At 61.2% G+C, this 26,818-nt stretch carries 19 protein-coding genes; 9 read left to right on the forward strand and 10 right to left on the reverse strand.

Going from position 1 to position 26,818, the window contains the following annotated elements; genetic code table 11:
* Nucleotides 1-85: 85 nt before the first annotated feature.
* From QMX86_RS10055 to QMX86_RS10065, 3 genes are read right to left on the reverse strand one after another with little or no spacing between them, the layout of a single operon-like run.
* Complete coding sequence (locus QMX86_RS10055; RefSeq protein WP_122880357.1) at nt 86-301, reverse strand: DUF1289 domain-containing protein; 216 nt, start codon at nt 299-301, stop codon at nt 86-88.
* A complete protein-coding gene (locus QMX86_RS10060) occupies nt 298-822 on the reverse strand; it encodes a gamma carbonic anhydrase family protein (RefSeq protein WP_282384187.1) in 525 nt (174 codons plus the stop codon). Before QMX86_RS10060 ends, QMX86_RS10055 begins: the two co-directional genes overlap by 4 nt.
* A 39-nt stretch (nt 823-861) precedes the next feature.
* Nucleotides 862-1,461, reverse strand: a complete 600-nt coding sequence (locus QMX86_RS10065; protein ID WP_016771547.1) for a CoA pyrophosphatase — start codon at nt 1,459-1,461, stop codon at nt 862-864.
* Between the two features lie 147 nt (nt 1,462-1,608).
* Here QMX86_RS10065 and QMX86_RS10070 point away from each other — a divergent pair, with 147 nt between their 5' ends.
* The 8 genes from QMX86_RS10070 (at nt 1,609) to QMX86_RS10105 (ending at nt 16,051) form a co-directional block, all read left to right on the forward strand.
* Complete coding sequence (locus QMX86_RS10070) at nt 1,609-2,160, forward strand: NUDIX hydrolase (protein WP_016771548.1); 552 nt, start codon at nt 1,609-1,611, stop codon at nt 2,158-2,160.
* A 76-nt stretch (nt 2,161-2,236) separates the two neighbouring features.
* Complete coding sequence (locus tag QMX86_RS10075) at nt 2,237-2,752, forward strand: L,D-transpeptidase family protein (protein WP_016771549.1); 516 nt, start codon at nt 2,237-2,239, stop codon at nt 2,750-2,752.
* A gap of 283 nt (nt 2,753-3,035) precedes the next feature.
* Nucleotides 3,036-3,767, forward strand: coding sequence for a GntR family transcriptional regulator (locus QMX86_RS10080; protein ID WP_016771550.1), 732 nt, complete (start codon nt 3,036-3,038; stop codon nt 3,765-3,767).
* A 40-nt stretch (nt 3,768-3,807) separates the two neighbouring features.
* The gene (gene nagA / locus QMX86_RS10085; protein WP_282384190.1) at nt 3,808-4,914 is read left to right on the forward strand and encodes an N-acetylglucosamine-6-phosphate deacetylase; all 1,107 of its coding nucleotides are present in this window, start codon (nt 3,808-3,810) and stop codon (nt 4,912-4,914) included.
* Complete coding sequence (locus QMX86_RS10090) at nt 4,895-5,917, forward strand: SIS domain-containing protein (protein ID WP_095180442.1); 1,023 nt, start codon at nt 4,895-4,897, stop codon at nt 5,915-5,917. Before nagA ends, QMX86_RS10090 begins: the two co-directional genes overlap by 20 nt.
* Before the next feature lie 34 nt (nt 5,918-5,951).
* The gene (ptsP, locus tag QMX86_RS10095; RefSeq protein WP_282384196.1) at nt 5,952-8,465 is read left to right on the forward strand and encodes a phosphoenolpyruvate--protein phosphotransferase; all 2,514 of its coding nucleotides are present in this window, start codon (nt 5,952-5,954) and stop codon (nt 8,463-8,465) included.
* A 23-nt stretch (nt 8,466-8,488) separates the two neighbouring features.
* Nucleotides 8,489-10,204 (forward strand): N-acetylglucosamine-specific PTS transporter subunit IIBC, encoded by a 1,716-nt coding sequence (gene nagE, locus QMX86_RS10100; RefSeq protein ID WP_282384198.1) that lies wholly within the window; start codon nt 8,489-8,491, stop codon nt 10,202-10,204.
* Between the two features lie 129 nt (nt 10,205-10,333).
* Entirely contained in the window at nt 10,334-16,051 is a 5,718-nt protein-coding gene (locus tag QMX86_RS10105) for a membrane-targeted effector domain-containing toxin (protein ID WP_282390390.1), read from the forward strand.
* 63 nt (nt 16,052-16,114) lie between these two features.
* Here the strand turns inward: QMX86_RS10105 and QMX86_RS10110 are convergent, their stop codons facing one another.
* The 3 genes from QMX86_RS10110 to purL all read right to left on the reverse strand — a co-directional run bounded on the left by QMX86_RS10110 (nt 16,115) and on the right by purL (nt 21,614).
* A complete protein-coding gene (locus tag QMX86_RS10110) occupies nt 16,115-16,468 on the reverse strand; it encodes a DUF6124 family protein (protein ID WP_016771557.1) in 354 nt (117 codons plus the stop codon).
* Nucleotides 16,469-17,400: 932 nt separating this feature from the next.
* Entirely contained in the window at nt 17,401-17,712 is a 312-nt protein-coding gene (locus tag QMX86_RS10115; protein WP_016771558.1) for a YqfO family protein, read from the reverse strand.
* 5 nt (nt 17,713-17,717) lie between these two features.
* Nucleotides 17,718-21,614, reverse strand: coding sequence for a phosphoribosylformylglycinamidine synthase (purL, locus tag QMX86_RS10120; RefSeq protein WP_073473626.1), 3,897 nt, complete (start codon nt 21,612-21,614; stop codon nt 17,718-17,720).
* A 285-nt stretch (nt 21,615-21,899) separates the two neighbouring features.
* Here purL and mltF point away from each other — a divergent pair, with 285 nt between their 5' ends.
* Nucleotides 21,900-23,360 carry a membrane-bound lytic murein transglycosylase MltF gene (gene mltF, locus QMX86_RS10125; RefSeq protein ID WP_024011704.1) on the forward strand — a complete coding sequence of 487 codons (1,461 nt, stop codon included), beginning with the start codon at nt 21,900-21,902 and terminating at the stop codon, nt 23,358-23,360.
* An 80-nt stretch (nt 23,361-23,440) separates the two neighbouring features.
* On the opposite strand, the gene pdxJ is transcribed toward mltF, so the two are convergent.
* From pdxJ to rnc, 4 genes are all read right to left on the reverse strand, one after another.
* On the reverse strand, nt 23,441-24,187 hold the full coding sequence (pdxJ, locus tag QMX86_RS10130) for a pyridoxine 5'-phosphate synthase (protein WP_130928302.1): 747 nt from the start codon (nt 24,185-24,187) through the stop codon (nt 23,441-23,443).
* Between the two features lie 39 nt (nt 24,188-24,226).
* On the reverse strand, nt 24,227-24,916 hold the full coding sequence (recO, locus tag QMX86_RS10135) for a DNA repair protein RecO (protein WP_282384210.1): 690 nt from the start codon (nt 24,914-24,916) through the stop codon (nt 24,227-24,229).
* Nucleotides 24,917-25,083: 167 nt separating this feature from the next.
* Nucleotides 25,084-25,986 (reverse strand): GTPase Era, encoded by a 903-nt coding sequence (era, locus tag QMX86_RS10140; RefSeq protein ID WP_016771562.1) that lies wholly within the window; start codon nt 25,984-25,986, stop codon nt 25,084-25,086.
* Entirely contained in the window at nt 25,979-26,668 is a 690-nt protein-coding gene (gene rnc, locus QMX86_RS10145) for a ribonuclease III (protein ID WP_024011703.1), read from the reverse strand. The genes era and rnc overlap by 8 nt, the downstream gene beginning before the upstream one ends.
* Between the last annotated feature and the right edge of the window lie 150 nt (nt 26,669-26,818).

Raw genomic sequence — 26,818 nt, forward strand, 5'->3', positions numbered from 1 at the left:
GGACCGACGTCTTCGCGAGCAGGCTCGCTCCCACAGTGGAATGGATTTTCAAGGTGGGAGCGAGCCTGCTCGCGAAAGCGGTGGTTCAGACGCCTGACTTCGCGGGAATCATCCAGACCAATCCACTCGCCTTCGCCCGTTCATGACACAACCCCAGCACCACCCGGCGCTCGTCATTGGTCATGCGGCCCCAGCGGGTGATTTCTGCGACCGTGCGCTGGCACCCGGTGCAAACATCTTCTTCGTCCAGCGCGCAAATATTCACGCACGGCGAGGCGACGGGTCGTTCGATAGTGGTCATTGTTCCTGCTCGACCAGATCGCGGGCGTAACGCCGCGAGTTATGCACATAGTGCGCGGCGCTGGCTTCGAGCATCTTCTTTTGCGCCTCGGTCAGTTCACGCACGACCTTGCCCGGCGAGCCCATCACCAGCGAACCGTCGGGAATTTCCTTGCCTTCGCCGATCAGCGAATTGGCGCCGATGATGCAGTTCCTGCCGATCTTCGCGCCGTTGAGAATCACCGCGTTGATACCGATCAGGCTGTAATCGCCGACAGTGCAACCGTGAAGCATCGCGTTGTGGCCGATGGTCACGCCGGTACCGATGGTCAGTGGATAGCCCATGTCGGTGTGCATCACCGTACCGTCCTGCACGTTGCTGTTCTTGCCGATGAGGATCAGTTCGTTGTCGCCGCGCAACACAGCGTTGAACCAGACGTTGGCGCCCTCTTCCAGGCGAACCTTGCCCACCAGCACGGCATTGGGCGCGACCCAGCTCTGTGGATGGGTTTCGACACGGGCGTCGCCCAGGCGGTATTTCATCTTGTTTTCCTCAGGGCTCACGGCCGTTCGAACGACGGCTCAGGTATCGATAAAGCTTTTCGGCGGTCGGTGCAGGCTGATTTTGGCGTCATAGAGCAGGTTGATCAACTCGACGATCATGATCGCCGTCAGACCCCAGATCTTGTACTCGCCGAAGCGATAGCTCGGCACGTACCAACTGCGGCCCTGATAATCGATGCGATGGGTATGCTCACGCGGGTCCTTGCGGAAGAATTCCAGCGGCACGCTGAAGACGGCGGCGATCTCGGCATCATTGGGCTGGTATTCGACAAAGTCGGGAATCACGCCGACATACGGCGTTACCTTGATGCCGTGCAGGGAAATCAGCGGGCTTAGCGGGCCGATGACTTCGACCAGGCCCGGTGGCAGGCCGATCTCTTCCTCGGCTTCGCGCAGCGCGGTGAATATGAGGTCCGGATCTTCCGGGTCGCGGCGCCCTCCGGGGAAGGCAACTTCGCCGCCATGGGTCGAAAGCCCGCTGGCGCGCAGGGTCAGGACCAGTTCCGGTTCGTCACTGCGGGTGATCGGCACCAGCACGGCGGCTTCGGGGAAACGTGCGTCGGTCTCCAGCGTACGCGGTGTGTGGTTGCTTACCCTATGCAGTAGCTCGTCCAGCATGAGTGTTCTCGATCGGTGCCTTGCTCCGCATCATGCACCAATCAAAGCGAGCGCCCAAGCCCCCGAAACCCGTCGTGTCGCGAAACGACAACTTGCCGACCGGCCCCGCTGCACGCCAAGATAGGCGCAGCATTCAGGAACCCGAGCATGAAATTTTGCAGCCACTGCGGTAACCCGGTCACCCAGCGCATTCCCGAAGGCGACTCGCGGCTGCGATTTGTCTGCGACAGCTGTCAGACCATTCACTACCAGAACCCCAATATCGTCGCCGGTTGCGTGCCGACCTGGGGGACGAAAGTGCTGCTCTGCCGCCGCGCCATCGAGCCGCGTCTCGGTTACTGGACGCTGCCTGCCGGCTTCATGGAAAACGGCGAGACCATCGAGCAGGCCGCCATCCGCGAAACCGCCGAAGAAGCCTGCGCCCGGGTGCGCAACCTGAGCATCTACACGCTGATCGACGTGCCGCACATCAGCCAGGTGCATGTGTTCTTCCGCGCCGAACTGGCCGATCTGCAGTATGCGGCCGGGCCGGAAAGCCTTGAAGTGCAGCTGTTCGAAGAAGCCGACATTCCCTGGGACGAGCTGGCTTTCCGCACGGTCGGGCGCACGCTGGAATGCTTCTTTGCCGATCGGCGCAGCGAGGTTTATCCGGTGCGTTCGGAGTCGATTCCGCCACTGGTGCAGCCGGCGATCACTTGAGCTTCGCGGCACCCTGCCGATAACCACACCTGCATCTATCACTATGTGTCTGCGTCATTCTTGGGGAATCGTTTCAATGCGTTGGTTGCTTGCCCTGTTGTGCCTGTCGTTCGTCAGCGTTTCGCAAGCGTCATTCGTGACCACCGTGACGCCCTCGAACACTCCATTGATCGAAAAAGTCCTGGTACTGAAATCGGCCCACCAACTGCAGTTGATTGCCGACGGCAAGCCGCTGAAGACCTATCGCATCTCCTTGGGCAAGGGCGCGAAGAAAGGCCCGAAACTGATCGAGGGCGACAAACGCACACCCGAAGGTTTCTATTGGATCGACTGGCGCAAGACCAGCGAGAAATTCAACCTGTCGATGCACATCTCCTACCCGAACATCAGCGATGCCGCCCGCGCACGCCGTGAAGGTGTCGAGCCTGGCGGGATGATCATGATCCACGGCACTCCGGATTCGGCAGACAACCCTGAGCAGTTGTTCCACACCCTCGACTGGACCGACGGCTGCATCGCCATGCGCAACGTCGACATGCGTGAAGTGTGGAATCTGGTACCGGACGGCACGATGATCGAGATTCGTCCGTAACCTCGACCGCTGGTCACCCGCAAAAAAAATAATTCAAAAGATCGCAGCCTGCGACAGCGCCTACAGGGGTGATACCACTCTCAACTGTAGAAGCTGTCGCAGGCTGCGATCTTTTGCTTTTTATGGGCCATCACTAATACCACTTTAAACACTGCCCCCTGAAACCCGCCAATCCATTGGGTCAGACGCCATTTCATCGCGTTGACATGGTATTCAAGTGGTATTAGCTTCCGTCGCACAAGCGAGCCACAACAATCCTATACTCGCGACGGAAACGACCTACATGAACGACCTTCAAACCCTACGTCCCGATGACTCCCAGCCGACGCCGCTGTACTTGCAACTGGCGCGCAATCTGGAAGCGGCGATTCATGCCGGGCAGTGGAAGGCCGAACAGGCGATGCCGTCCGAGCGCAATCTCAGCGACCAGCTCGGCATCTCCCGGGTCACCGCACGCAAGGCGCTGGAAGTCTTGCTCGAGCAAGGCCTGATCCGCCGCCTGCAAGGCTCGGGCACGTTCATCACCCCACGCTTGGAACAACCGCTGTCGCGTCTGTCCGGCTTCAGCGAAATGCTGCGCCTGAAAGGTTTCGTGCCGAGCTCGAAATGGCTGGAGCGGGAGATCACCCTGCCGACCCACGAAGAATTGATCCGCCTCGGCCTGTCGCCGAATGACAAGGTGGCGCGCATGAAGCGCCTGCGCAAAGCCGATGACACGGTCATGGCGATCGAAATGAGCACCCTGCCCGCCTCGATCATGCCCAGGCCGCAAGCGGTGGGCGATTCGCTTTACGAATACCTCGACGGCATCGGCAAACCGATCGTCCGCGCCCTTCAGCACATCCAGGCAATCAACGCCTCGGACGAATTCGCCGCACTGGTCGGCATCGCCCCCGGCACCGCCATGCTGCTGATGACCCGGGTCGGCTATCTGGAAGACAACACGCCGATCGAAGTCACCGACACCTATTGCCGCAACGACTACTACGACTTTGTTGCAGAGCTTCGTAGATAAAGAGCCGCGTCGCTGAGAGCGGCCCCAAGCGAGAACGAAAATGTCCGAAGACAACATCCTCACCGCCAGCGGCTGGGTTCGCGGCCGGCTGATTCACGAACACGGCAAGGTCGTGTCGATCGAAGGCGTGCCCTGCGACCCGGCCACTAACGATCTGCCCTATCTGCTGCCGGGTTTCATCGACCTGCATGTGCATGGCGGCGGTGGCAAAGACATCATGGAAGGCGCCGAAGCCTTCGAAACCATCAGCAAAACCCACGTGCGTTTCGGCACCACTTCGCTGTTGGCCACGACAATGACTGCGCCGAGTGCGGAGATCTCAAATGTCCTGAAAGAGGTAGGACAATTCTGCGAACAGCGTCCGAAAGGCGCCGCGCGTGTTCTCGGCGTGCACCTTGAAGGCCCTTACATCAACCCGGGAAAACTCGGCGCTCAACCGAACTTCGCCCACACCGCGTTGATGGCCGAAGTTGAAGAATATCTGGGGCTGGCGCCGATCCGCGTCATCACCATTGCCCCGGAAATCGCCGGTCACGATGCGTTGATCCGTGAGCTGAGCAGTCGGGGCATCCGCATGCAGATCGGGCACACCCTCGGCAGCTACGAGGAAGGCGTGGCCGCGCTGGCTGCCGGTGCCAGCAGTTTCACCCACCTCTATAACGCCATGAGCCCGCTGCATCACCGCGAGCCGGGCATCGTCGGCGCAGCACTGGCCCACGCCAAATACGCCGAGCTGATTCCCGATCTGCTGCACGTGCATCCCGGCGCCATCCGCGTGGCCCTGCGTTCGATCCCGTGCCTGTATTGCGTCACCGATTCGACCGCCGCCGCCGGCATGCCCGACGGTGAATACAAGCTTGGCAGCCACACCGTGACCAAATGCCTGGGCGGCGTGCGCCTGCCCGACGGCACGCTGGCCGGCAGCACCCTGACCATGGATCAGGCCCTGCGCAATCTGGTCAAGATCGGTTTGCCGATCGCCGAAGCCTCGCAGCGTCTGTCGCAATTTCCCGCCGACTACCTCGGCATGACCGAACGCGGGCGCCTTGTCCCCGGCGCCTGGGCCGACTGCGTGCGGCTCGATCGCTCACTCACACTGACCGCCGTCATGGTCGAAGGAGAAGACATTGACTTCAAAAATGCTTGAAGAGGCGCTGTCCTCGTTCGAGGCCGTGCAAGCCCAACTGCAACAGCTCGACGCGCCGATGATCGAGATCGCCGGGCGTCTGCGCCGGCAGCCACCGCAAGTGGCGATGACCGTCGCCCGTGGCAGTTCCGACCACGCGGCGAGCTACTTCGCCTACCTGACCATGCAGCAACTGGGCGTGCCGGTGGCCTCGTTGCCGATGTCGGTGGTGACCATGCAGCAGGCGCCGCTGAAAGTCAGCGGTCAGGTCGCGTTCGCGTTTTCGCAGTCGGGACAGAGCCCGGATCTGGTCAACAGCCTGCGCCTGTTGCGCAAGCGTGGCGCGCTGAGCGTGTCGATGGTTAACGCTGCCGACTCGCCACTGGAGGCAGCGTGTGAATTCAGCCTGCCGCTGCTTGCCGGGACTGAAAGCAGCGTCGCCGCGACCAAAAGCTTTATCGCCACTCTCAGCGCCAGCGCGCGTTTGATCGCGCACTGGAAAGAGGACAGCGAATTGCTGCAAGCCCACGATGCGCTGCCAGAAGGCCTGCGCGAAGCGGCGAAACAGGACTGGAGCGTGGCCATCGAAGCCCTGCGCGATTGCGAGCGCCTGATGGTGATCGGCCGTGGCGCCGGTTTCGCGATTGCCCAGGAAGCGGCGCTGAAGTTCAAGGAAACCTCGGCGATTCAGGCCGAAGCGTTCAGCAGTGCCGAAGTCCGTCATGGGCCGATGGCACTGATCGACGAACACTATCCGCTGCTGGTGTTCGCCCCGCGCGGTGCCGAGCAGGCCGGCCTGCTGAGCCTGGCGGCGGAAATGCGCCAGCGCGGCGCCCGGGTCTTGCTCGCCGCGCCAGATGACGTCAACGAACGCGACCTGACCTTGACCCGCGCCGAACACCCGGCCCTCGACCCGATTCTGGCGATCCAGAGCTTTTACGTGATGGCCGCAGGCCTGGCCGTGGCGCGGGGCATGGACCCGGATCAGCCGCGCCATTTGAGCAAAGTGACCCGCACGCATTAAGTCCGACTGACTGCACACCTGATGAGACCCAGCCATGCCCGACAACAATAAAGAGCTGACCCTCAGCGCCCCGCTCAGCGGCCCGGTGCTGACGCTCGCCAACGTCCCGGACGCGGTGTTCGCCAGTGGCGCGATGGGCGACGGCATCGCCATCGACCCGCTCAACGACACGCTGTATTCGCCCTGCGCCGGCGTGGTCATCCACGTTGCGCGCAGCAGCCACGCGGTGACCGTGCGCGCCGACAACGGTGCGGAAATCCTCCTGCATTTGGGCCTCGACACCGTTGAACTGAACGGCGAAGGTTTCGCCATGCTGGTCAAGGAAAGCGATCGCGTCAGCCTTGGTCAGCCGCTGCTGCGCTATGACCTGGACAAGGTCGGCCTGCACTGCAAAAGCCTGGTCAGCCTGTTGATCCTGACCAACAGCGCGGATTTTCAAGTGCGGCCGATCACCCTCAAGGCGGTGAAAGTCGGCGAGCCGTTGCTGCACATCATCGCGCGCAATGTGGTGGCGGCGAATACCGATATAAGCGATGGGCCTGAGGTTCGTGGTCAAGTGCAGGTCGCTCATCGCGGCGGCCTGCATGCGCGCCCGGCTGCGCTGATCCGCCAGACCGCCCAGGGTTTCAGCAGCCACTCACAGCTGCATTTCAACGGCAAATCGGCGCCGTGCAACAGTCTGATCGGTTTGATGGGGCTGGCGATTGGTGAGCAGGATGTGGTGCAGGTCAGTTGTCAGGGGCCGGACGCCGATGCCGCATTGCAAGCTCTGCTCAGCGCATTGGCCACGGCGCTGCCGGACGATCATCACGGGCAAGCGCCGACCACCACAGCCGCGCTGAAACGCCCGGCCGAGGCTGGCGTGTTGCACGGTGTTTGCGCGGCGCCGGGGCTGGTCGCCGGGCCGTTGTTTCGCTTGAACGCGATCACCTTGCCGGCAGATGCGGGCCATCACGATCCAGAGCAACAGCAGCTGACGCTTGAAACGGCATTGAACGCGGTGCGCAGCGAAATCGCCGCCACCCTCGCCCAGGCGAAAAAGCACAAGAACGCCGACGAAGAAGCGATCTTCGCCGCACACATGGCGCTGCTCGAAGACCCGGCCCTGCTCGACGCCGCGCAGCAATTCATCGCACAAGGCACCGCTGCGACGCACGCTTGGAGTCAGTCGATCGACACCCAGTGCGACATGCTCCAAGGCACCGGCAGTCCGCTGCTGGCCGAACGTGCCAACGATTTGCGCGACCTCAAGCAACGCATGCTGCGCGCCCTGCTTGGCGAGGCCTGGCAATACCAGGTGCCGGCCGGCGCCATCGTTGCCGCCCATGAACTGACGCCATCGGATCTGCTGCAACTCAGCGCGCAAGGTGTCGCCGGGTTGTGCATGGCCGAGGGCGGCGCGACCTCGCACGTAGCGATTCTGGCGCGCGGCAAAGGTCTGCCGTGCATCGTCGCTTTGGGCGCGCAATTGCTTGAGCAGCCGCAAGATCAGGCCGTGGTACTCGACGCTGACGACGGGCGCCTCGAATTGACGCCAAACGCCGAGCGCCTGAGCGAAGTGCAACAGGCACAAATCCAGCGCCAGCAGCGCCGCGACAGCCAACAGGCCAAGGCCCATTTGCCCGCTGAAACGCGCAATGGCGTGCACATCGAAGTGGTCGCCAATGTCGCCTCGAGCAACGAAGCGGCAGACGCTTTTGCCAACGGTGCCGATGGCGTCGGCCTGTTGCGCACCGAGTTTCTCTTCGTCGATCGCCAGACGGCACCGGACGTCGAAGAACAGCGCAGCGCCTATCAAGCGGTGATCGATGCCATGGGCGACAAGTCGGTGATCATCCGCACCATCGACGTCGGTGGCGACAAGCAACTCGACTACCTGCCGCTGCCCGCCGAGGCCAACCCGGTGCTCGGTCTGCGCGGCATTCGTCTGGCCCAGGCGCGGCCGGAAATTCTCGATCAGCAACTGCGCGCGCTGTTGCAGGTCAAGCCGTTGTCGCGTTGCCGGATTCTGTTGCCGATGGTCACCGAGGTCGACGAACTGCTGCACATCCGCCAGCGCGTCGATGCACTGCGGCTTGAACTGGGCATTGCCGAGCGCCCGGAAATCGGCGTGATGATCGAAGTCCCCGCCGCCGCGCTGCAAGCCGAACAACTGGCCGAACACGCCGACTTCCTCTCGATCGGCACCAACGATCTGTCGCAATACACCCTGGCCATGGACCGCGACCACGCCGGGCTGGCGGCGCGGGTCGATGCCCTGCACCCCGCGTTGCTGCGTCTGATCGCCATGACCTGCGAAGGCGCGGCGGTGCACAAGCGCTGGGTCGGTGTCTGCGGCGCCCTCGCCTCCGACCCGTTGGCGACGCCGGTGCTGGTGGGTCTGGGCGTCACCGAACTGTCGGTGAGCCCGGTGCAGATCGGTGAAATCAAGGACCGCGTACGTCAGTTGCATGAAGCCGAATGTCAGCGCCTGAGCCGCGACCTGCTCAAGCTGTCCAGCGCCGCCGCCGTTCGCCACGCCTGTCATCAACATTGGCCTCTGCGCTAACAAAAACAAAAAGGACAAACGCCATGTACCAACTCTTCATCGAAGGCCTGCAACGCCTGGGCCGCGCGCTGATGCTGCCGATCGCGATCCTGCCGATTGCCGGCCTGCTGCTGCGCCTGGGCGACACCGACCTGTTGAACATCGCGATCATCCACGATGCCGGGCAAGTGATCTTCGCCAACCTGGCGATGATCTTTGCCATCGGCATCGCCGTCGGTTTTGCCAAGGACAACAACGGCACCGCCGGCCTCGCCGGAGTGATCGGTTATCTGGTGATGATCTCCACGCTCAAGGTGCTCGACTCGACGATCAACATGGGCATGCTCGCCGGGATCGTCAGCGGCCTGATGGCCGGTGCGCTGTACAACCGCTTCAAGGACATCAAGCTGCCGGAGTATCTGGCGTTCTTCGGTGGCCGGCGTTTTGTGCCGATCGTCACCGGGTTCGCGGCGGTGGGTCTGGGCGTGCTGTTCGGCTATATCTGGCCGCCGATCCAGCAGGGCATCAACGCGTTCGGCGCGCTGATGATGGAAAGCGGCAGCCTCGGCGCCTTCGTCTTCGGCGTGTTCAACCGCCTGCTGATCGTCACCGGCCTGCACCACATCCTCAACAACATGGCGTGGTTCGTCTTCGGCAACTTCACCGACCCGACCACGGGCGCCTTGGTGACCGGCGATCTGTCGCGGTATTTTGCCGGCGATCCGAAGGGCGGCCAGTTCATGACCGGCATGTTCCCGATGATGGTCTTCGGCCTGCCCGCCGCGTGCCTGGCGATGTACCGCAACGCTTTGCCGGAGCGGCGCAAGGTGATGGGCGGGATCTTCCTGTCGATGGCGCTGACCTCGTTTCTGACCGGTGTGACCGAGCCAATCGAATTCGCCTTCATGTTTCTCGCGCCGCTGCTGTTCCTGCTGCACGCGCTGCTGACCGGGCTGTCGATGGCGATCACCAACGGCCTGAACATTCATCTGGGCTTCACCTTTTCCGGTGGCTTCATCGACATGATTCTCGGCTGGGGCAAGTCGACCAATGGCTGGCTGGTGGTGCCGGTCGGGCTGGCTTATGCGGTCATCTATTACCTGGTCTTCGACTTCTGTATCCGCCGCTTCAATCTGAAGACGCCGGGGCGCGAAGACGTGGCCACGGCAGAAAAAGCCGTGCTTTCGGAAACCGAACGCGCCAGTGCGTATATCAAAGCCTTGGGCGGCGCAGAGAATCTGCTCACCGTCGGTGCGTGCACGACCCGACTGCGCCTGGAGATGGTCGACCGCAACAAGGCCTCGGATGCCGAGCTGAAAGCGTTGGGCGCGATGGCGGTGGTGCGCCCGGGCAAGGGCGGCAGTTTGCAGGTCGTGGTCGGGCCGTTGGCTGACAGCATCGCCGATGAGATTCGCTTGGCCATGCCTGCGCTGGGCCGAACAGCGTTGGTGGAAACCGCAGTCATTACCGATGAGCCGAAGACCGTTGCGCTTACCCGCAACGAGGCACAGCAATGGCTGGATGCACTGGGCGGTCGCGACAATGTGCTGCAACTCGATTGCATCGCCATGACCCGCATTCGCCTGCAACTGGCCGATGCCAAGGCATTGTCCGATGCGCAGCTCAAAGCGCTCGGCTGCTTGGGTGTCAGCCAGTTGGACGGCGGCGTCTGGCATTTGCTGGTGGGGGACAAGGCCGCGAGTTTGAGCGGGGCGATCGAGACATTGCTGAGTCGCGGGGAGGTCAGCGCGCAGGTTTGATCTGCGCGGGTAACAGGAGGGCTGGGGCGGGCGGGGAAAATCCGGCCCGCGCACAATACATGAATACCACCCTCCTCCACGCCCCGCTCGCCATGCTGGCCCTTCATCCCCAGCATGGAAATCGTGCCCATGAGCACCCCCAACGCACCCACACCCGATGAGATCAAAAACGATCTCAACCAGATCGGCCGTCTGCTCTTCAACACTGAAACGCCGCTGTTGCCAGAGCACAAACCGAGCACCGAGCAGGCTCATCTCAAACGTCTCGAAGAGCAGCTGAAAACCTATCGCGACGGCTACCTGCAACGCAGTCGCGCGCTCTATCAGGCGCTGGCAACCAGCGACCTGCAAAGCGAGGCAGGCAAGCAACTGATCGCCACGCTGAAGGTGCGCCTCAGCACGCAACTGATCAACATGGATCTGCGTGACCAGATCGACGGCAAACCGGCAAAAACCTTCCTTAAATACGACGCCGGTTTCACCGCGCTCGAGTACGAGGCGCAACAAGCCGTCAAGGATCGCCTGTTGCACCCGCAGGCTGGTGAGCTGATGAAGAAACTGGCGCTGGGCCCGCTCTTGCGTCCGGCCATGTATGCGTTGCAGTTCACTTATCAGCAAACCACCGTCGAGCTCGCCGGGGCCTTTGTTGTTACGCAAAACGACACCCCGAAAGTCAGCGATCTGCTGACCGACCAGAGCGCGGGCTTCGTCGTGTTGTTCACGCCCGCCAGGGGCCTGGAGCTGTTCAATTCCCTGGCTGATCTCGACGCCCATCTGCTCGAGACCATGAAGCACAGCATCAGCCGTGGCGAGTTGATGCAGCTGCTGCCCAGCCGCTACCACGATGTCGGTACAGCAGGAATCTGGCCATTGCAGCTGGCGCCCATCGACAGCCAACCGCTGTTCGAACACATCTACGATGCCTTGATCGAAAAACGCACCCTGGATATCGAATATGCACTGAGTTTCGCCGCTAACCCGCAGCAGGATCCCGCCCGCTTGATCGCCGAGCTGGAGCGCGCCATCGGCGCTGCGCTGCCGGATCTCACTCCGCGTCTGGCCCTTCAGGCACAAACCCTGTTCGAACGGCATTTGCGCAACAGCGCCCCGGACTGGTACCGCAGCGCCGACGCCGCCAAGCGGGCCGAACTGGCGTTGCACCTGGGCAACTACAATCAGGCCCGGCAAAACCTGCTTGACCTGATGGGCCCGGCGGTCAGTCTGATGGCCGTGGCCCGCCAGCAATGGCTGGAGCGTCTGAGTGATGATCTGCAAATCGACGATCTGCAACCGGACAACCTGCAAATCACCACCGACCGGCGGGTACCGGGATACGACGTATATGTGCACAAGCGCAACCTGCTCGAGCTGACCCTGCGCGGCCCGCACACCGGCGATGAGTTGCCTGGCTCGGAGTTTCTCAGCCACACCCGGCTGACTTACAACGACCTGCCGCTAGCCGACGAGTACGCGGACGTGACGCCCGCCTGGGTGATCAAGCAAGCACTGGAGCTGGAACCGCGCGTCGACTTCGCACGTTTGCAAACGCAGATGCAGGCAAGCTCCGCAATCAAACCTGCCATTGAGCAGATGCTCGATCAGCGCATCGTCGCGCTCGCCCATACCGCAGCGCTGCAAGGGCACCTGCTCGACAGCGACCTGCAAATGATCCAGCGCCTGCGCAGCGGCAGCGATTCACAGTTGCGCGCCGCCACGCTGTGCTTGCACGGTGCGCAACTCCAAGACCTTTGGGTGCTGCGTCAGAACGATCAGACCGGTGCGCTCAAACGCGTTCTGCTATGCACGCCACAAGCCCCACGCGATCGCCAGTTCGAGGCCTTTGACAGTGAGCGCGAATGTCAGGCCCATGTGTTGTCGTGGGCCAAGCAGAGTGACGCCGCCCAAACCATGGCCGGTTACCTGGTCAGCCGCGCACCGATGCGCTTTCGTCCTGCTCTGCGCAAAGTCCTGTCGGGGCTGAGCTTCAAACCGGAAGCAGCGGAGCACCAGAAGGTGACTTTCGATCACCTCGGCAACCATCTCGATTGCCTCAAAGCAATGGCTGAACACATGCTCGCCACACGCATCGATGATTACGATTTCAGCACACCGGTGTGGTATCGCTCGACCACTGCGGCCAATCGCCGACAACTGACGACGCTGAGCGACGACGCCGAGGGCGCACTGCTCGCATTCAAGCAACATCCGCTGTCGGGCGGGCGTTTCCAGACATTTGACGCCTACGTGCACGAGCAAGCGAAGCTCAGCCTGAACCGCTTGCTCAAACGTGCGGCCAATGACGTCGATCCTGATACCGTCTGGGCCTACTCGCCAAAATCGATCGTGCCCTCATGGACACCAAAGCCGTTGACCTATACCCGGCTGTATCGCGACGGCTATGCCGACGGCGTGGGTTTTCTCGAGCAGAAATTTTCACGCTCGGCGCGCTTCAGAGGTCCGCAAGGCATCGATATCAGCAGCCTGACCGCGCAGAATGTCGCGCGCTCGGTCACAGGGGTGTGGATCGGCCAACGCTATACCGACAAAGTCAAAAAGGAGCTGCAGAATTCCCAGAGCGAAGGCTACGCGTTCCGCCGCAACGCGACGCTGGCGATCACTCAGCGCCAGATGCAAAGCGCCGCGCTGGAATGCCAGCTGCAAGGACATATCGCCAGCAGCGACCTGCAATGGCTCCAGCAAAGCATCACCAGCATGGATCAAACGTCGGGGCAGACGCGGACGAAGTACCCGATCCACCGGTTGATGATCGATGGCGAATGGGTGATCGATACCTGGCTGTTCAGCCATGGCAGTAATCCGGTTCTGCTGTATACGCCGGACGCGCCGGACGGCGTGCGTTTTCGTGAAGCGCGCCTGTTCAATTATCTGCTGCTGCAATCGGGCATGGTCGAGTACTTCACCTCGCGCGTGGGTATCAGCGCCCAGACCCGGGTGCGCACGCATCTGGACAACATCCGCAAGAAGCTGCCCAAAGACCTCAACAAAACCACCCCCAGCCCCGCCCGCTACGACTCGATGCGACCGGCTGACGCCGTCAGCGACCTGCCTACCGCGCTCTATGACATGAAGCTGCAACGGCGGATCGACAACGTCCACGCGACCACCACCAGTCGTAGCGAAATGATCGCCGGCCTGATCTGGACGAGCGTTGAGTGGGTCGCGGCCATCGCCACCGCGCCCTTCCCGCTGTTGAGCCTGAGCACCGGCCTGTTGCTGGCCTTCAAGGACGCGATGCTCGCCCTGCATGCCTATCGTCAGGGCAACAACAACGAAGCGTTCCGGCACTTGCTCGGTTGTCTGTTCAACAGTGCCGGCGCGGTGCTGACGGATCTGCGTCCGGCGCTACGGTCACTCAAGCCCGTCCGGCGCCCGTTGCGTCAGACTGTCGCCACTGCCGGCAATGAGCAACAGAGTGCTCTGGCATTGGTCGATCAAATGGCCACTGAACCCGTCTGGGACGATATGCAGGCGGTCGCTTTCAGAGGACAGTCGTATTACGCCAGTAACAACCCGGACGCGCTGGGCCGTTATTTGCTCTACCGCCCGGATCCGAATGGCTCCGGACTGCTTTCGACCGGCATTCTGACCGTACGCAATTCCGACGGGGTGATGGTGCGCAGCGGCCTGTCCGGCGGGGCACCGAAATACGAAGCTGTACCCGATACACCCGGTCCGCACAAAGATTATGGAGTCGCGATCGACTACCGCGAGCGCGTCGAAACGTTGCTGGTGCCGCAATCGCGCGAGGCATTGCTGCAACTGAGCGACATGGGTATCCCGCGGCAGACCATCATGGCCCGGGTGGTCGATCAGTTGAGCGATGTACGCACAGCCTATCTGGAACAGGTCGAAAAACTCACCAAAGACGCCACGCGCCATTTTGCCCGGCTCGCACCGCTGCCCGGCCGTGCCGAAGTGCCGGCAGTTGCCGCCAGTACCTCATTCGCACAGTTGATCGGCAGCGAAGCATTCGCCGCAAAAAACCTGGTGATCGGTGCACAACCTGGTTCAATCGCCAGCAAACAGTTATTGATCGAGCATCTCGACGCCCTCGTGGCGAACGGCTACAAGCATCTCTTTCTCGAATACCTGCCGGGTGACGTGTTTCATCTCAAACTGGAAAAGCTCAACAGGAACGGCTCCTGGTTTCATATCAAGAAACATCTGAAGGCGCTCGACAAAGCCATGGGGTATGCGCCGGACGCAGCTTTTTCTTACCTGGCGCTGGTGCGCAGGGCCCGGGAAAAAGGCATGAGCATCCATGCGCTAGACGGCTCGGCCAGCTATAAACTCGAAGGGATCATGGTGATGTCCGAGGTCTCGCCGCTGACCCCGCGAAACAACTCCATCAGAAACTTCTATTCGCACAAGGCGCTTGCCAGCGATGTGGCCGAAGTTGGCGAAGAGCGCTGGATTGCCCTGACCGAACAGTCGCGCATGACCACGTTCGACAACACGCCGGGCCTGGCCGATCTGCACGAGGCCGTAGCCGTGCGTGTTGAAGACATCGACCTGTATCAACCGGCACGCATAGGCAGGGATACACCCGGCGCCATCGCCGGCGATGCGACTGCGCAAGGTGATTTCCTGGTACAGATGCCGAGCACCTACAAGGCACCTCTACCCGTCTCCAGGCCGCCCGCCGCAGCTAGCGCCGTTGACCACTTCAGCGATTTCGATGTGGCTTTGCCGCTGCGTGACGATATCGCTGAAATGTTGCATAAGCCCTACTCCATGGACTCGAATTACACCCCGACGATCTCCAGTGAAAGAACGGCCTACGAGGCTTTCATCGCCCAGCGCAAGCGCCTGGAAAAAACCGCCAGAGACGCCTTCACCGACTACGTCCCTCCCGATGCGCCGATCCTGCCGGTGCTCACCTCCGATTGCACATTCGAGGCTTTTCTGCGGCAGCTGGCCGACGGACGCTTGAATCTGCTGATCGGCGAAGCCCATGCCGATGTGGCGAGCAAAGCGCTGCTGAAAAAGCACATGAAAGCGCTCAAGAAAGCAGGCTATGACACGTTGTATGTCGAGCACCTGTTCACCGATCTGCACCAGGCCGATCTCGACATTTTTTTGCGAACCCAACGTATGCCGGACAGGCTGAAGGCGTACCTGCATCGTCAGGACCGAGGGCACATGATGGCTTACGGTGGGAGCGATACCTACACGGAGCTCTACCAGGCAGCAGCCAAATACAACATCCGCATCAGAGCGATCGATTGCACAGCGTCCTACCACCTCAAGGGCCTGCATGACAAAGCAGTCTCGCGAAACGAGATGTTCAGCTATTTTGCAACCCGAGTGATCGAGGCTGATCAACTGGCCAACGGCCCGCATAAATGGGTGGCCCTCATCGGCAGTGCGCACACCAATTACAACCTCGGCGTGCCAGGTCTGGCCGATACACTTTCAGCCGTCAGCCTGCACGTGCGCGACACCGCCCCCGAGCTGGCCAGGGATATTCATCGCGGTACATGGGAATTTGTCAGCGGCCAGCACGAGGCCAACGTGAGGGCCTTGAGCAGCGACTTTGTGATGGAGGTGGCCGTCCCCGGCACGAAAAAGCCTGCTGCGCCTCCGTCTGTCAGTCGCAGCAGACTGACTCGACAGGGCCAATTCCTGATCGAAAATGCAGATACCCGCAAAGCCAGTGTGGTGCATAGATCCAGGTCCGGCGAGATCGTTGAGACGCCGATTCAGATCAATGACAAAGGTCTGTTCTTCATTGATCGCTGGGGGAAAAAAGATCAGAGCTTCAAATACCTGCGAACCTTGGTCGACATGCTTGTAACGGACGTCAAGCTGACACAGGTGACGTGACATCCACGCGATTGCACGTCGTGGAAAACCACCGGGCTTAACGGCCCGGTGGTTTTTTTACGCCTACGGATCAACCCGATCCAGCGCACGGTTCACCGCCAGCTCAGCGAGCATGATGATCTGCTGAATCGCCAGCGCCGTATTACGCTGCGGTCGCCCCAACTGATCGGCGAAATCACTGGCCAGGGTGTTGGCTGAAGCGAGGGATTCACAGGCGTGGGCGAGCAGGGTTTCGGTGTCGACGTCGGGCTGGATCAGAAACAGGGTGCCGGGCGGGCGCGCCTTGCTCGGCTGCGGACACAGGTAAAAATCCAGAGCGCGCTTGATCGCTTCGCGGTTTTTCGCGAGGTCGTCGGCGCGGATGGTTTGTTCGAGGGGGGTGGGTTCGTATGGTGGATCGGGAACGATTTTATCCACAATGCTTCTCCTGCTGATGCTGATGGGCAGCCATCGATCGCCGGATCTCACGCGGCGAATAGGTGGCAGCTATGTGCGAGGTGAGATCCACCGGAGCAGGCAACCGGCCAGACCGAAGTCTGCCCGCACACAGCCGCCATAAAGCAGGCAGCAGATTGAGCTGGTGCCAATTATCGTGGTGCTGGCGCCAGTTGCAAGCTATCCGGGGATCTCACTCCCGATCGCTGATTCGCAGCGACGGGAAAAGACTAGAGATCGCACGTCCGACGGACAACCTGAAAACCTTGTGGGAAGGTTCTGCGAACTCAGATACCGCTTTAAACACACTCCAGATCGCCACCCTCACCCTAGCCCTCTCCCAGAGGGAGAGGGGACTGACCGAGTTGTTCAGGCGAGGTACGCCGACGTGAAAGTCCGAGTTGAACTCAGGATTTGCAAACCACACAAAATCGGCCCCCTCTCCCTCGGAAGAGGGCTGGGGTGAGGGGCAGCAACAACACAAATCAAAAGCCGGACACACACGCTTTTCACCACTCAATAGGCCGAGTGTCAGCTCGCCTGCTCTTGATCTTGATCCACCGGCGACGTCGGAAGACTGAGTGGAGGGATTGATCCGGGCGTGGGAGCGCAGCGACCGTTCGACGAAGTCGAACACAGCGGAAGGAGGTGCAGCGAAGCAAACCGTAGCCGCTGCGCCCGGATCAGTCCCGGAGCGAAGGAACCCGAGCCTGCGAGGGCCGAACGCAGGAGCTAGCGTTTTTTGCTTACTTTTTTAGGCGCTTGTAAAAAAGTAAGTCGCCGTAAGGGCGAAACCGCCAGCCGCCACACCCGAAGCAACGGATATTCACCCAAATCCAAATAAAACCAAGGCCAACAAAAAACCCGCAGACAATCACTCATCTGCGGGTCTCCCGTTCCAGCAGCAAAGAAGATCAGAAATCCTCCAGCCGCCACACCTCATAAGCCGGCGTCTCATACGGATGACTGAGCTTCAACGCCGCCACAACAGCCACAATCAACTCATCCGCAACAACAAGCTCAACCTTCCATTCCTCAACCCGCTCGACCTGCCCCGCCTGACCAATAAACGGCTGACTGCCGTCCAACGGTCGAAACTGGCCCAGGCCAAGCACCTGCCACGCACAGTGGTCATAGTCACCGATCCGCCCACCACCGGCAGCGAACACAGCCCCTTTGACCACCTCGACATGACTGTCAGGAACAAAAAACGCCAGCTTGTACACGACGATCAGTTAACCCACACGCGAGCGTTACGGAACATGCGCATCCACGGCGCGTCTTCGTTCCAGTCTTCCGAACGCCACGAGTTCTGCACCGCACGGAACACACGCTCCGGGTGCGGCATCATGATCGTCACGCGACCGTCACGGCTGGTGAGGCCGGTGATCCCGCGCGGCGAGCCGTTCGGGTTGGCCGGATAGGCTTCGGTGACCTTGCCGTGGTTGTCGACAAAACGCATCGCCACGCAACCGGACAGATCGGCTTCCAGCAGTGCTTCTTCGCTGGCGAACTCGGCATGCCCTTCACCGTGGGCGATGGCGATCGGCATGCGCGAACCGGCCATGCCCTGCAGGAAGATCGAGTTCGATTCCTGGATCTGCACCATCGCCACCCGCGCTTCGAACTGCTCGGAGCGGTTGCGCACGAAGTGCGGCCAGAACTCGCTGCCCGGGATCAGCTCGTGCAGGTTGGACATCATCTGGCAACCGTTGCACACGCCCAGCGTGAAGCTGTCGTTACGTTCGAAGAAGCCCTGGAACGCATCGCGGGCGCGGCTGTTGAACAGCGCCGACTTGGCCCAGCCTTCACCGGCGCCGAGCACGTCGCCGTAGGAGAAACCACCGCAGGCCACCAGGCCTTTGAACTCGTTGAGGTCGACACGACCGGCGAGGATATCGCTCATGTGCACGTCGATCGCGCTGAAACCGGCGCGGTCGAACGCGGCGGCCATTTCCACCTGACCGTTGACGCCCTGCTCACGCAGCACGGCAACCTGTGGGCGGATGCCTTTCTTGATGTAAGGCGCGGCGATGTCCTGATTGACGTCGTAGCTGAGCTTGACGCTCAGGCCCGGGTTGTCTTCTTCCAGCAGCGCGTCGAATTCCTGCTCGGCGCAGTCGGCGTTGTCGCGCAGACGCTGGATCTGGTAGCTGGTCTCGGCCCACTGACGTTGCAGCAGACGACGCTGGCCTTCGAACACGGTGTCACCGTTGAAGGTGATGTTGATCTGGCCATTGTTGATCGGCTGACCGATCACCGACACGCAGTCGCCCAGACCGGCGGCGCTGAATTGCGCGAGGATGTCCGGGGTGGCGTCCTGACGAACCTGGATCACCGCACCGAGTTCTTCGTTGAACAGGATCGCGGCGATTTCCGAAGCGGATTCGGCAACGCTGTCCAGGTTCAGGCTCAGACCGCAGTGGCCGGCGAAGGCCATTTCCACCACGGAAGTCAGCAGACCACCGTCGGAACGGTCGTGGTAGGCCAGCAGGTGACCGTCGGCGTTGAGGCCCTGGATCACCGCGAAGAAGGCCTTCAGGTCTTCGGCGTCATCGACGTCCGGTGCATGCTGGCCGAGTTTGCCGTGGACTTGCGCGAGGATCGATGCACCCATGCGGTTCTGGCCGCGACCGAGATCGATCAGGATCAGGTCGGTGGTGCCCTTGTCCATGCGCAGTTCCGGGGTCAGGGTCTGACGGATGTCAGCCACTGGCGCGAAACCGGTGACGATCAGCGACATCGGCGAAGTGACGGTCTTGTCTTCGCCGTTGTCATTCCAGCGCGTGGCCATGGACATCGAGTCCTTGCCCACCGGAATGGTGATGCCCAGCTCAGGGCACAGCTCCATGCCGACCGCTTTCACGGTGTCATACAAACGCGCGTCTTCGCCCGGGTGACCGGCCGCCGACATCCAGTTCGCCGACAGTTTGATGTCGGAGAGCTTGTTGATGCGCGAGGCGGCAATGTTGGTGATGGTTTCGCCGATGGCCATGCGGCCCGAGGCCGGCGCGTCCAGCAGCGCCAGCGGAGTACGCTCGCCCATCGCCATGGCTTCACCGGTGTAGACGTCGAAACTGGTGGCGGTGACGGCAACGTCGGCCACCGGCACTTGCCATGGGCCGACCATCTGGTCACGGGCGACGAGACCGGTGATGGTGCGGTCGCCGATGGTGATCAGGAAGCTTTTGCTGGCCACGGCCGGATGATGCAGAACGCGTTCGATGGACTCGCTGATGTCGAGGTTCGACGGATCGAAGTCATCGCCCAGCTCGGCTTCGCGAACCACCGAACGGTGCATGCGCGGCGCCTTGCCCAGCAACACTTCCAGCGGCATGTCCACCGGGTTGTTGCCGAAGTGGCTGTCGGTGACGGTCAATTGCGGTTCGGCAGTGGCTTCTCCGACCACGGCAAACGGGCAACGCTCGCGTTCGCAGATCGCCTGGAAGCGCTCGAAGTCTTCCGGGCCGACTGCCAGCACGTAACGTTCCTGGGATTCGTTCGACCAGATTTCGTGCGGGGCCATGCCCGGCTCGTCATTCGGGATGTTGCGCAGTTCGAAACGGCCACCGCGATCGCCGTCGTTGACCAGTTCCGGGAAGGCATTGGACAGACCGCCCGCGCCGACGTCGTGGATGAAGCTGATCGGGTTCTTGTCGCCCAGTTGCCAGCAACGGTCGATGACTTCCTGGCAACGACGCTCCATTTCAGGGTTCTCACGCTGCACGGAAGCAAAATCCAGATCCGCCGAGCTGGTGCCGGTGGCCATCGACGAAGCCGCGCCGCCACCGAGACCGATCAACATCGCCGGGCCGCCGAGCACGATCAGCTTGGAGCCGACCACGATCTCGCCTTTCTTGACGTGTTCTTCGCGGATGTTGCCCATGCCGCCAGCGAGCATGATCGGCTTGTGATAACCGCGCACTTCGTCACCGTGCGGAGTGGTGATCGACTGTTCGAAGGTACGGAAATAGCCGGTCAGCGCCGGACGACCGAATTCGTTGTTGAACGCAGCACCGCCGAGCGGGCCTTCGATCATGATGTCCAGCGCGGTGACGATGCGCTCAGGCTTGCCGTACGGCACTTCCCACGGCTGTTCGAAGCCCGGGATCTGCAGGTTCGATACGGTGAAACCGGTCAGGCCGGCCTTTGGCTTGGCGCCGCGACCGGTTGCACCTTCGTCACGGATCTCGCCACCGGAACCGGTGGATGCGCCCGGGAACGGCGCAATCGCGGTCGGGTGGTTGTGGGTTTCAACCTTCATCAGGATGTGCACCGGCTCCTGCACCGCGCCGTACTGGCGGGTTTCAGGATTCGGGAAAAAGCGGCCGGCAACGTTGCCGACGATCACCGAAGCGTTGTCCTTGTAAGCGGACAACACGCCTTCGCTGTGCATCTGATAGGTGTTCTTGATCATGCCGAACAGGCTTTTTTCCTGGCTCTGGCCGTCAATGTCCCAACTGGCGTTGAAGATCTTGTGGCGGCAGTGCTCGGAGTTGGCCTGGGCAAACATCATCAGTTCGATGTCGTGCGGGTTGCGCTTGAGACCGTTGAAGGCGTTGACCAGATAGTCGATCTCGTCTTCGGCCAGGGCCAGGCCCAGCTCGGTGTTGGCCTTTTCCAGCGCGGCGCGGCCGCCACCGAGGATGTCGATGGCGGTCAGCGGCTTCGGCTCGGCATGGCTGAACAGACCGGCGGCCTGTTCGAGGTTGGCCAGCACGATCTGGGTCATGCGGTCATGCAGCGCGTCCGAAATCAGCTGGGCTTCGGCTTCGCTGAACTGCCCTGCAACATAGAAGGCGATACCGCGTTCCAGACGCTGGATCTTGCTCAGGCCGCAGTTGCGGGCGATGTCGCTGGCCTTGCTCGACCACGGCGAGATGGTGCCGAAACGCGGCAACACCAGAAACAGACGGCCGGTAGGCTCTTGAACCGGAACACTTGGGCCGTACTTCAGAAGGCGCGCTAGCACCTGCTGTTCGTCGCCGGTCAGGACGCCGGTGACTTCGGCGAAGTGAGCGAATTCAGCATACAGGCCACTGACAGCTGGAACCTTCTGGCTCAGTTGCTCAAGGAGTTTGCTGTGGCGAAAGGCAGAAAGGGCAGGAGCGCCGCGCAGGATCAACATCTTCGGGACAGCCTCGGGAAGGGGTGTGCTTTGAGGCCGTGCATTCTAGCCTAAACCGACCTCAACATCACCCGAAACGCTACGCACGGTTGCACTCGGGTAGCAATCTGTGTTTCTGCCTTCGGGGTCAGGTAAATCGAGCGTTTCAGCATGGCTTATTTTTACTGTAACAAAATGCCCTGAAGGCCCGTATTCAAGGGATTTCGTTCGATTTTGTGATCGCTAGCAGACTAGTCCTACGCTGTCGAGATATGGCGCCCGTGGCCGTTTGCGTATACTGCGCAGATGTTTTTCCCAACGGCTTTGCGTCCGCGATACGCCAAATGGCTGATCGCAACCGGACTCTTCCTGGTGCTCGGTGGCTGTGTTGATAAACCCAACACACTCGAGCGCGTAAAGGAGGACGGTGTGCTGCGCGTGGTTACCCGCAACAGCCCCGCCACCTACTTTCAGGATCGCAGCGGTGAAACCGGCTTCGAATACGAGCTGGTGAAGCGCTTCGCCGACGATTTGGGCGTCGAATTGAAGATCGAGACGGCCGACAATCTCGATGACCTGTTCAACCAGGTCGGCAAGCCAAACGGCCCGGTACTCGCGGCCGCCGGTCTGGTCAGCAGCGATGAACGCAAGAAGCAGGTGCGGTTCTCCCACTCCTACCTCGAAGTCACCCCGCAAATCATCTACCGCAACGGCCAGTCGCGGCCCACCGATCCGGCGGATCTGGTCGGCAAGAAGATCACCGTGCTCAAGGGCAGCACCCACGCCGAGCAACTGGCCGCGCTGAAACAGAAATATCCCGGCATCGAATACGAAGAATCCGACGCGGTTGAAGTGGTCGATCTGCTGCGCATGGTCGATGAGGGCCAGATCGACCTGACACTGGTCGACTCCAACGAAGTGGCGATGAATCAGGTGTACTTCACCAACATCCGCGTGGCCTTCGACCTCGGCGACGCGCGCAGTCAGAGCTGGGCGGTGGGCCCGGGCGAAGACAACAGCCTGCTCAATGAAATCAACGCCTATCTGGACAAGGTGCAGAAGAACGGCACCCTGCAACGCCTGAAAGATCGCTATTACGGCCACGTCGATGTGCTTGGCTACATGGGCGCCACCACCTTCGCCCAGCACTTGCAGCAGCGTCTGCCGAAATACGAACAGCACTTCAAGAATTACGCGAAGAAAGAGAAAGTCGACTGGCGCCTGCTGGCCGCCATCGGTTATCAGGAATCCCTGTGGCAGCCGACGGTGACCTCGAAAACCGGCGTACGCGGCTTGATGATGCTGACCCAGAACACCGCGCAGGCGATGGGCGTATCGAACCGCCTCGACCCCAAGCAGAGCATCATGGGCGGCGCCAAGTACCTGGCTTATATGAAGGATCAGCTAGACGATTCGATCCAGGAACCGGATCGCACCTGGTTCGCCCTGGCGGCGTACAACGTCGGCAGCGGCCATCTGGATGACGCGCGCAAACTGGCGGCGAAGGAAGGCTTGAACCCGGACAAGTGGCTGGACGTGAAAAAGATCCTGCCGCGCCTTTCGCAGAAGCAGTGGTACAGCAAGACCCGCTACGGTTACGCCCGCGGTGGCGAACCGGTGCACTTCGTGGCGAACATTCGTCGCTACTACGACATTCTGACTTGGGTAACCCAGCCGCAGCTTGAAGGCGATCAGGTGGCCGAGGGCAACCTGCATGTGCCGGCGATCGACAAGTCGAAACCGGCGCAAGAGCCTGCCCCTCTCTAAAGCAAAAGATCGCAGCCTTCGGCAGCTCCAGGGTTATGTGTTCACCTGTAGGAGCCGCCGAAGGCTGCGATCTTTTGATCTTAGCCCTTGAGAGCAGCAGCCAGAATCAGCGCTTTCATTTCCGATACGGCAGACTTGAAGCCAACGAACAACGCATGCGCCACCAGCGCGTGGCCGATGTTCAGCTCGTTGATGCCTTTGATCGCAGCCACGGCTTCAACATTGTGGTAATGCAAGCCGTGACCGGCGTTAACGATCAAGCCTTGGGCCAGACCAAACGCAACGCCATCCGCCACACGCTTCAATTCCTCGGCCACTTCAGTCGGGGTTTCAGCATCGGCATAACGCCCGGTGTGCAGCTCGATGGTCGGCGCACCGACGCGCTTGGAAGCCGCAATCTGGCGCTCGTCAGCATCGATGAACAGCGACACTTCGCTGCCGATCTTCGACAAGCGCTCGACCGCAGCCCTGATGCGTTCTTCCTGCCCTGCCACATCCAGACCACCCTCGGTGGTCAGCTCCTGACGGGTTTCCGGGACCAGGCAGATGTGCGCCGGGCGAATACGCTCGGCGAACGCCATCATTTCTTCGGTGACGCCCATTTCGAAGTTCATGCGGGTTTGCAGCACATCCTTGAGCAGCAGCACGTCGCGCTCCTGGATGTGACGGCGATCTTCGCGCAGGTGCACGGTGATGCCATCGGCGCCCGCCTCTTCTGCATCCAGCGCCGCTTTGACCGGATCCGGGTAGCGCGTGCCACGGGCCTGACGCAGGGTGGCAACGTGGTCGATGTTCACGCCGAGAAGAATGCGATTGCTGCTGGTCACGGATGCGCTCCTGAATTGAGAGGTTCGGCGCACAGCATATCAGGGCTTGCGAAACAGCTCGCGACTGACAAGCGGACGCCCGCCCAAATGCACCGCCAGGGCCTGGCGCATCAGACGCTTGGCCGCCGACAGCGCACCGGGCGCCGACCAGTCGGCTTCGGCCATGGCCAGCAGTTCGGTACCGTTGAACAAGCCTGGTTGCAGCAGGTAAACGCGCTCGAGTCCGGCGTCCACTTGCAAGCGATAGAGGCCGTCAGCAGCGACAGGTTCGCCGTGGATGTCGGTATTCATGGAGAAGCCGTAGCCGAGATCATCCAGCAGACGCCATTCGAAGGAGCGCAGCAACGGTTCCAGCGGCCGACCTTCGGCCAGCGCCAGCAGGGTCGCGGCATAGTGATCGAAGACTGCGGGATGCGGATCTTCGGCAGGCAACAGCCGAATCAACAGCTCGTTGAGATAGAGGCCGCTGAACAGCGCCTCGCCATTGAGCCAGGCGGAGGTGCCGGAGCTTTCCATGCGCCCGACATTCTTCAGCTCGCCCTTGCCACGGAACTCGACCTCCAGCGCCACGAACGGCCGCGCCAGCGTCCCGGCCTTGCCCCGCGCACTGCGCAACACCGCCCGCAGCCGACCTTGCGGCGTGAGGAAATCGACCAGTGCGCTGGTTTCGCGATAGGCGCGCGAATGCAGGACGTAGGCGGGTTGGGCGGGGGGCGGGTTTGAGGACATGGAACTCTCATGGATAAAACGCGGTTTTATATTCACCCCACAAACACTGTGGGAGCGAGCTTGCTCGCGAACTCGGTGTGACAGTCAACATCAATGCTGAATGTTCCATCGTCTTCGCGAGCAAGCTCGCTCCCACAGGTTTCTTCGGTGTTGCGACAACTGCGTATTTACAGGTCGCCATAACCCAGCGAACGCAGCGCGCGCTCGTCATCGGACCAGCCGCCCTTCACCTTGACCCACAGGTTGAGCATGATCTTGGAGTCGAACAGCAGCTCCATGTCCTTGCGCGCTTCGGTGCCGATGCGCTTGATGCGCTCGCCCTTGTCGCCAATGATGATTTTCTTCTGGCCGTCACGCTCGACGAGAATCAGCGCGTGGATGTGCAAGGTCTTGCCCTGCTGCTTGAACTCTTCGATTTCGACCGTGATCTGGTACGGCAGCTCGGCGCCCATCTGGCGCATGATTTTCTCGCGCACCAGTTCGGCGGCAAGGAAACGGCTGCTGCGGTCGGTGATCTGGTCTTCCGGGAAGAAGTGATCATTCTCCGGCAAGTGATCGGCGATGACCTTTTCCAGCGCTTCGAGGTTGTGCCCGTGCTGCGCGGAAATCGGGATGATCTGCGCGTTCGGCAGCTGTTCCTGCAACCAGCTCAGGTGCGGCATCAGCTCGGCTTTGTCTTCGATGCGATCAGTCTTGTTCAGCGCGACGATCAGCGGGCCGGTCACGTATTGCACACGCTCCAGAACCATCTGGTCTTCGTCGGTCCACTTGGTGCGGTCGACGACAAAGATCACCACGTCGACGTCTTTCAACGCCGCCGAAGCGGTTTTGTTCATGTAACGGTTCAGGGCCTTTTCGCCACCCTTGTGCATGCCCGGGGTGTCGACGTAGATCGCCTGCACGTCGCCCTCGGTCTTGATCCCGAGCATGTTGTGGCGGGTGGTCTGCGGTTTGCGCGAAGTGATCGCGAGCTTCTGCCCGAGGATGTGGTTGAGCAACGTCGACTTGCCGACGTTGGGACGGCCGACGATGGCAACGTAGCCACAGCGAGTTGCGTTTGTATCAGTCATTGCCATTCTCCACGCCCAAGGCAATCAGTGCTGCGGCGGCCGCTACCTGTTCGGCAATACGACGGCTCACACCCTGACCTCGGCTTTTTTCATTCAGTAAGACCACTTCGCATTCGACGAAGAAGGTTCGGCAGTGCGGTTCGCCCTGGATATCCACCACTTCGTAGCGTGGCAGTTCGCAACCGCGCGATTGCAGGTGTTCCTGCAAGCGGGTTTTCGGATCCTTGTTGGTGTCGACCAGCGTCAGGCCTTCGAATTCGCCGGCCAGCCAGGCCAGCACGCGCTCGCGGGCGACGTCCATGCCGGCATCGAGGTAGATCGCGCCAATCAACGCTTCGAGGGCATCGGCCAGAATGGATTCACGGCGGAAACCACCGCTCTTCAGTTCACCCGAACCCAGACGCAAATAATCACCGAGGTCGAAACCGCGAGCGAGTACGGCCAGGGTCTCACCTTTTACCAGCCGTGCGCGCAAACGCGACAACTGGCCTTCGCGGGCCAGCGGGAAGCGATCGAACAGCGCCTCGCCAGCGACGAAGTTGAGGATGGCATCACCGAGGAATTCCAGACGCTCGTTGTTGCGCCCGGCAAAACTGCGGTGCGTGAGGGCCAGCAGCATCAGCTCCTGGTCCTTGAAGGTGTAACCGAGCTGGCGCTCGAGACGGCTAAGAGAAACGCTCACGGTTTACCCACGCTGAGTTCGTGGCTGGTTTCCACTGCCATCGCCGGGGTACGGCGCAGGCCTGGGACAATTAACGCTGTGTTCAAAAAATAAATCCTGGCGATTGCGAAGCCGATTGTGCCGGCTCCAGAAATGCATTCGGCGCTGTGG

Source organism: Pseudomonas sp. PS01270 (assembly GCF_029959775.1).
In the GTDB taxonomy this organism is placed as follows: domain Bacteria; phylum Pseudomonadota; class Gammaproteobacteria; order Pseudomonadales; family Pseudomonadaceae; genus Aquipseudomonas; species Aquipseudomonas atacamensis.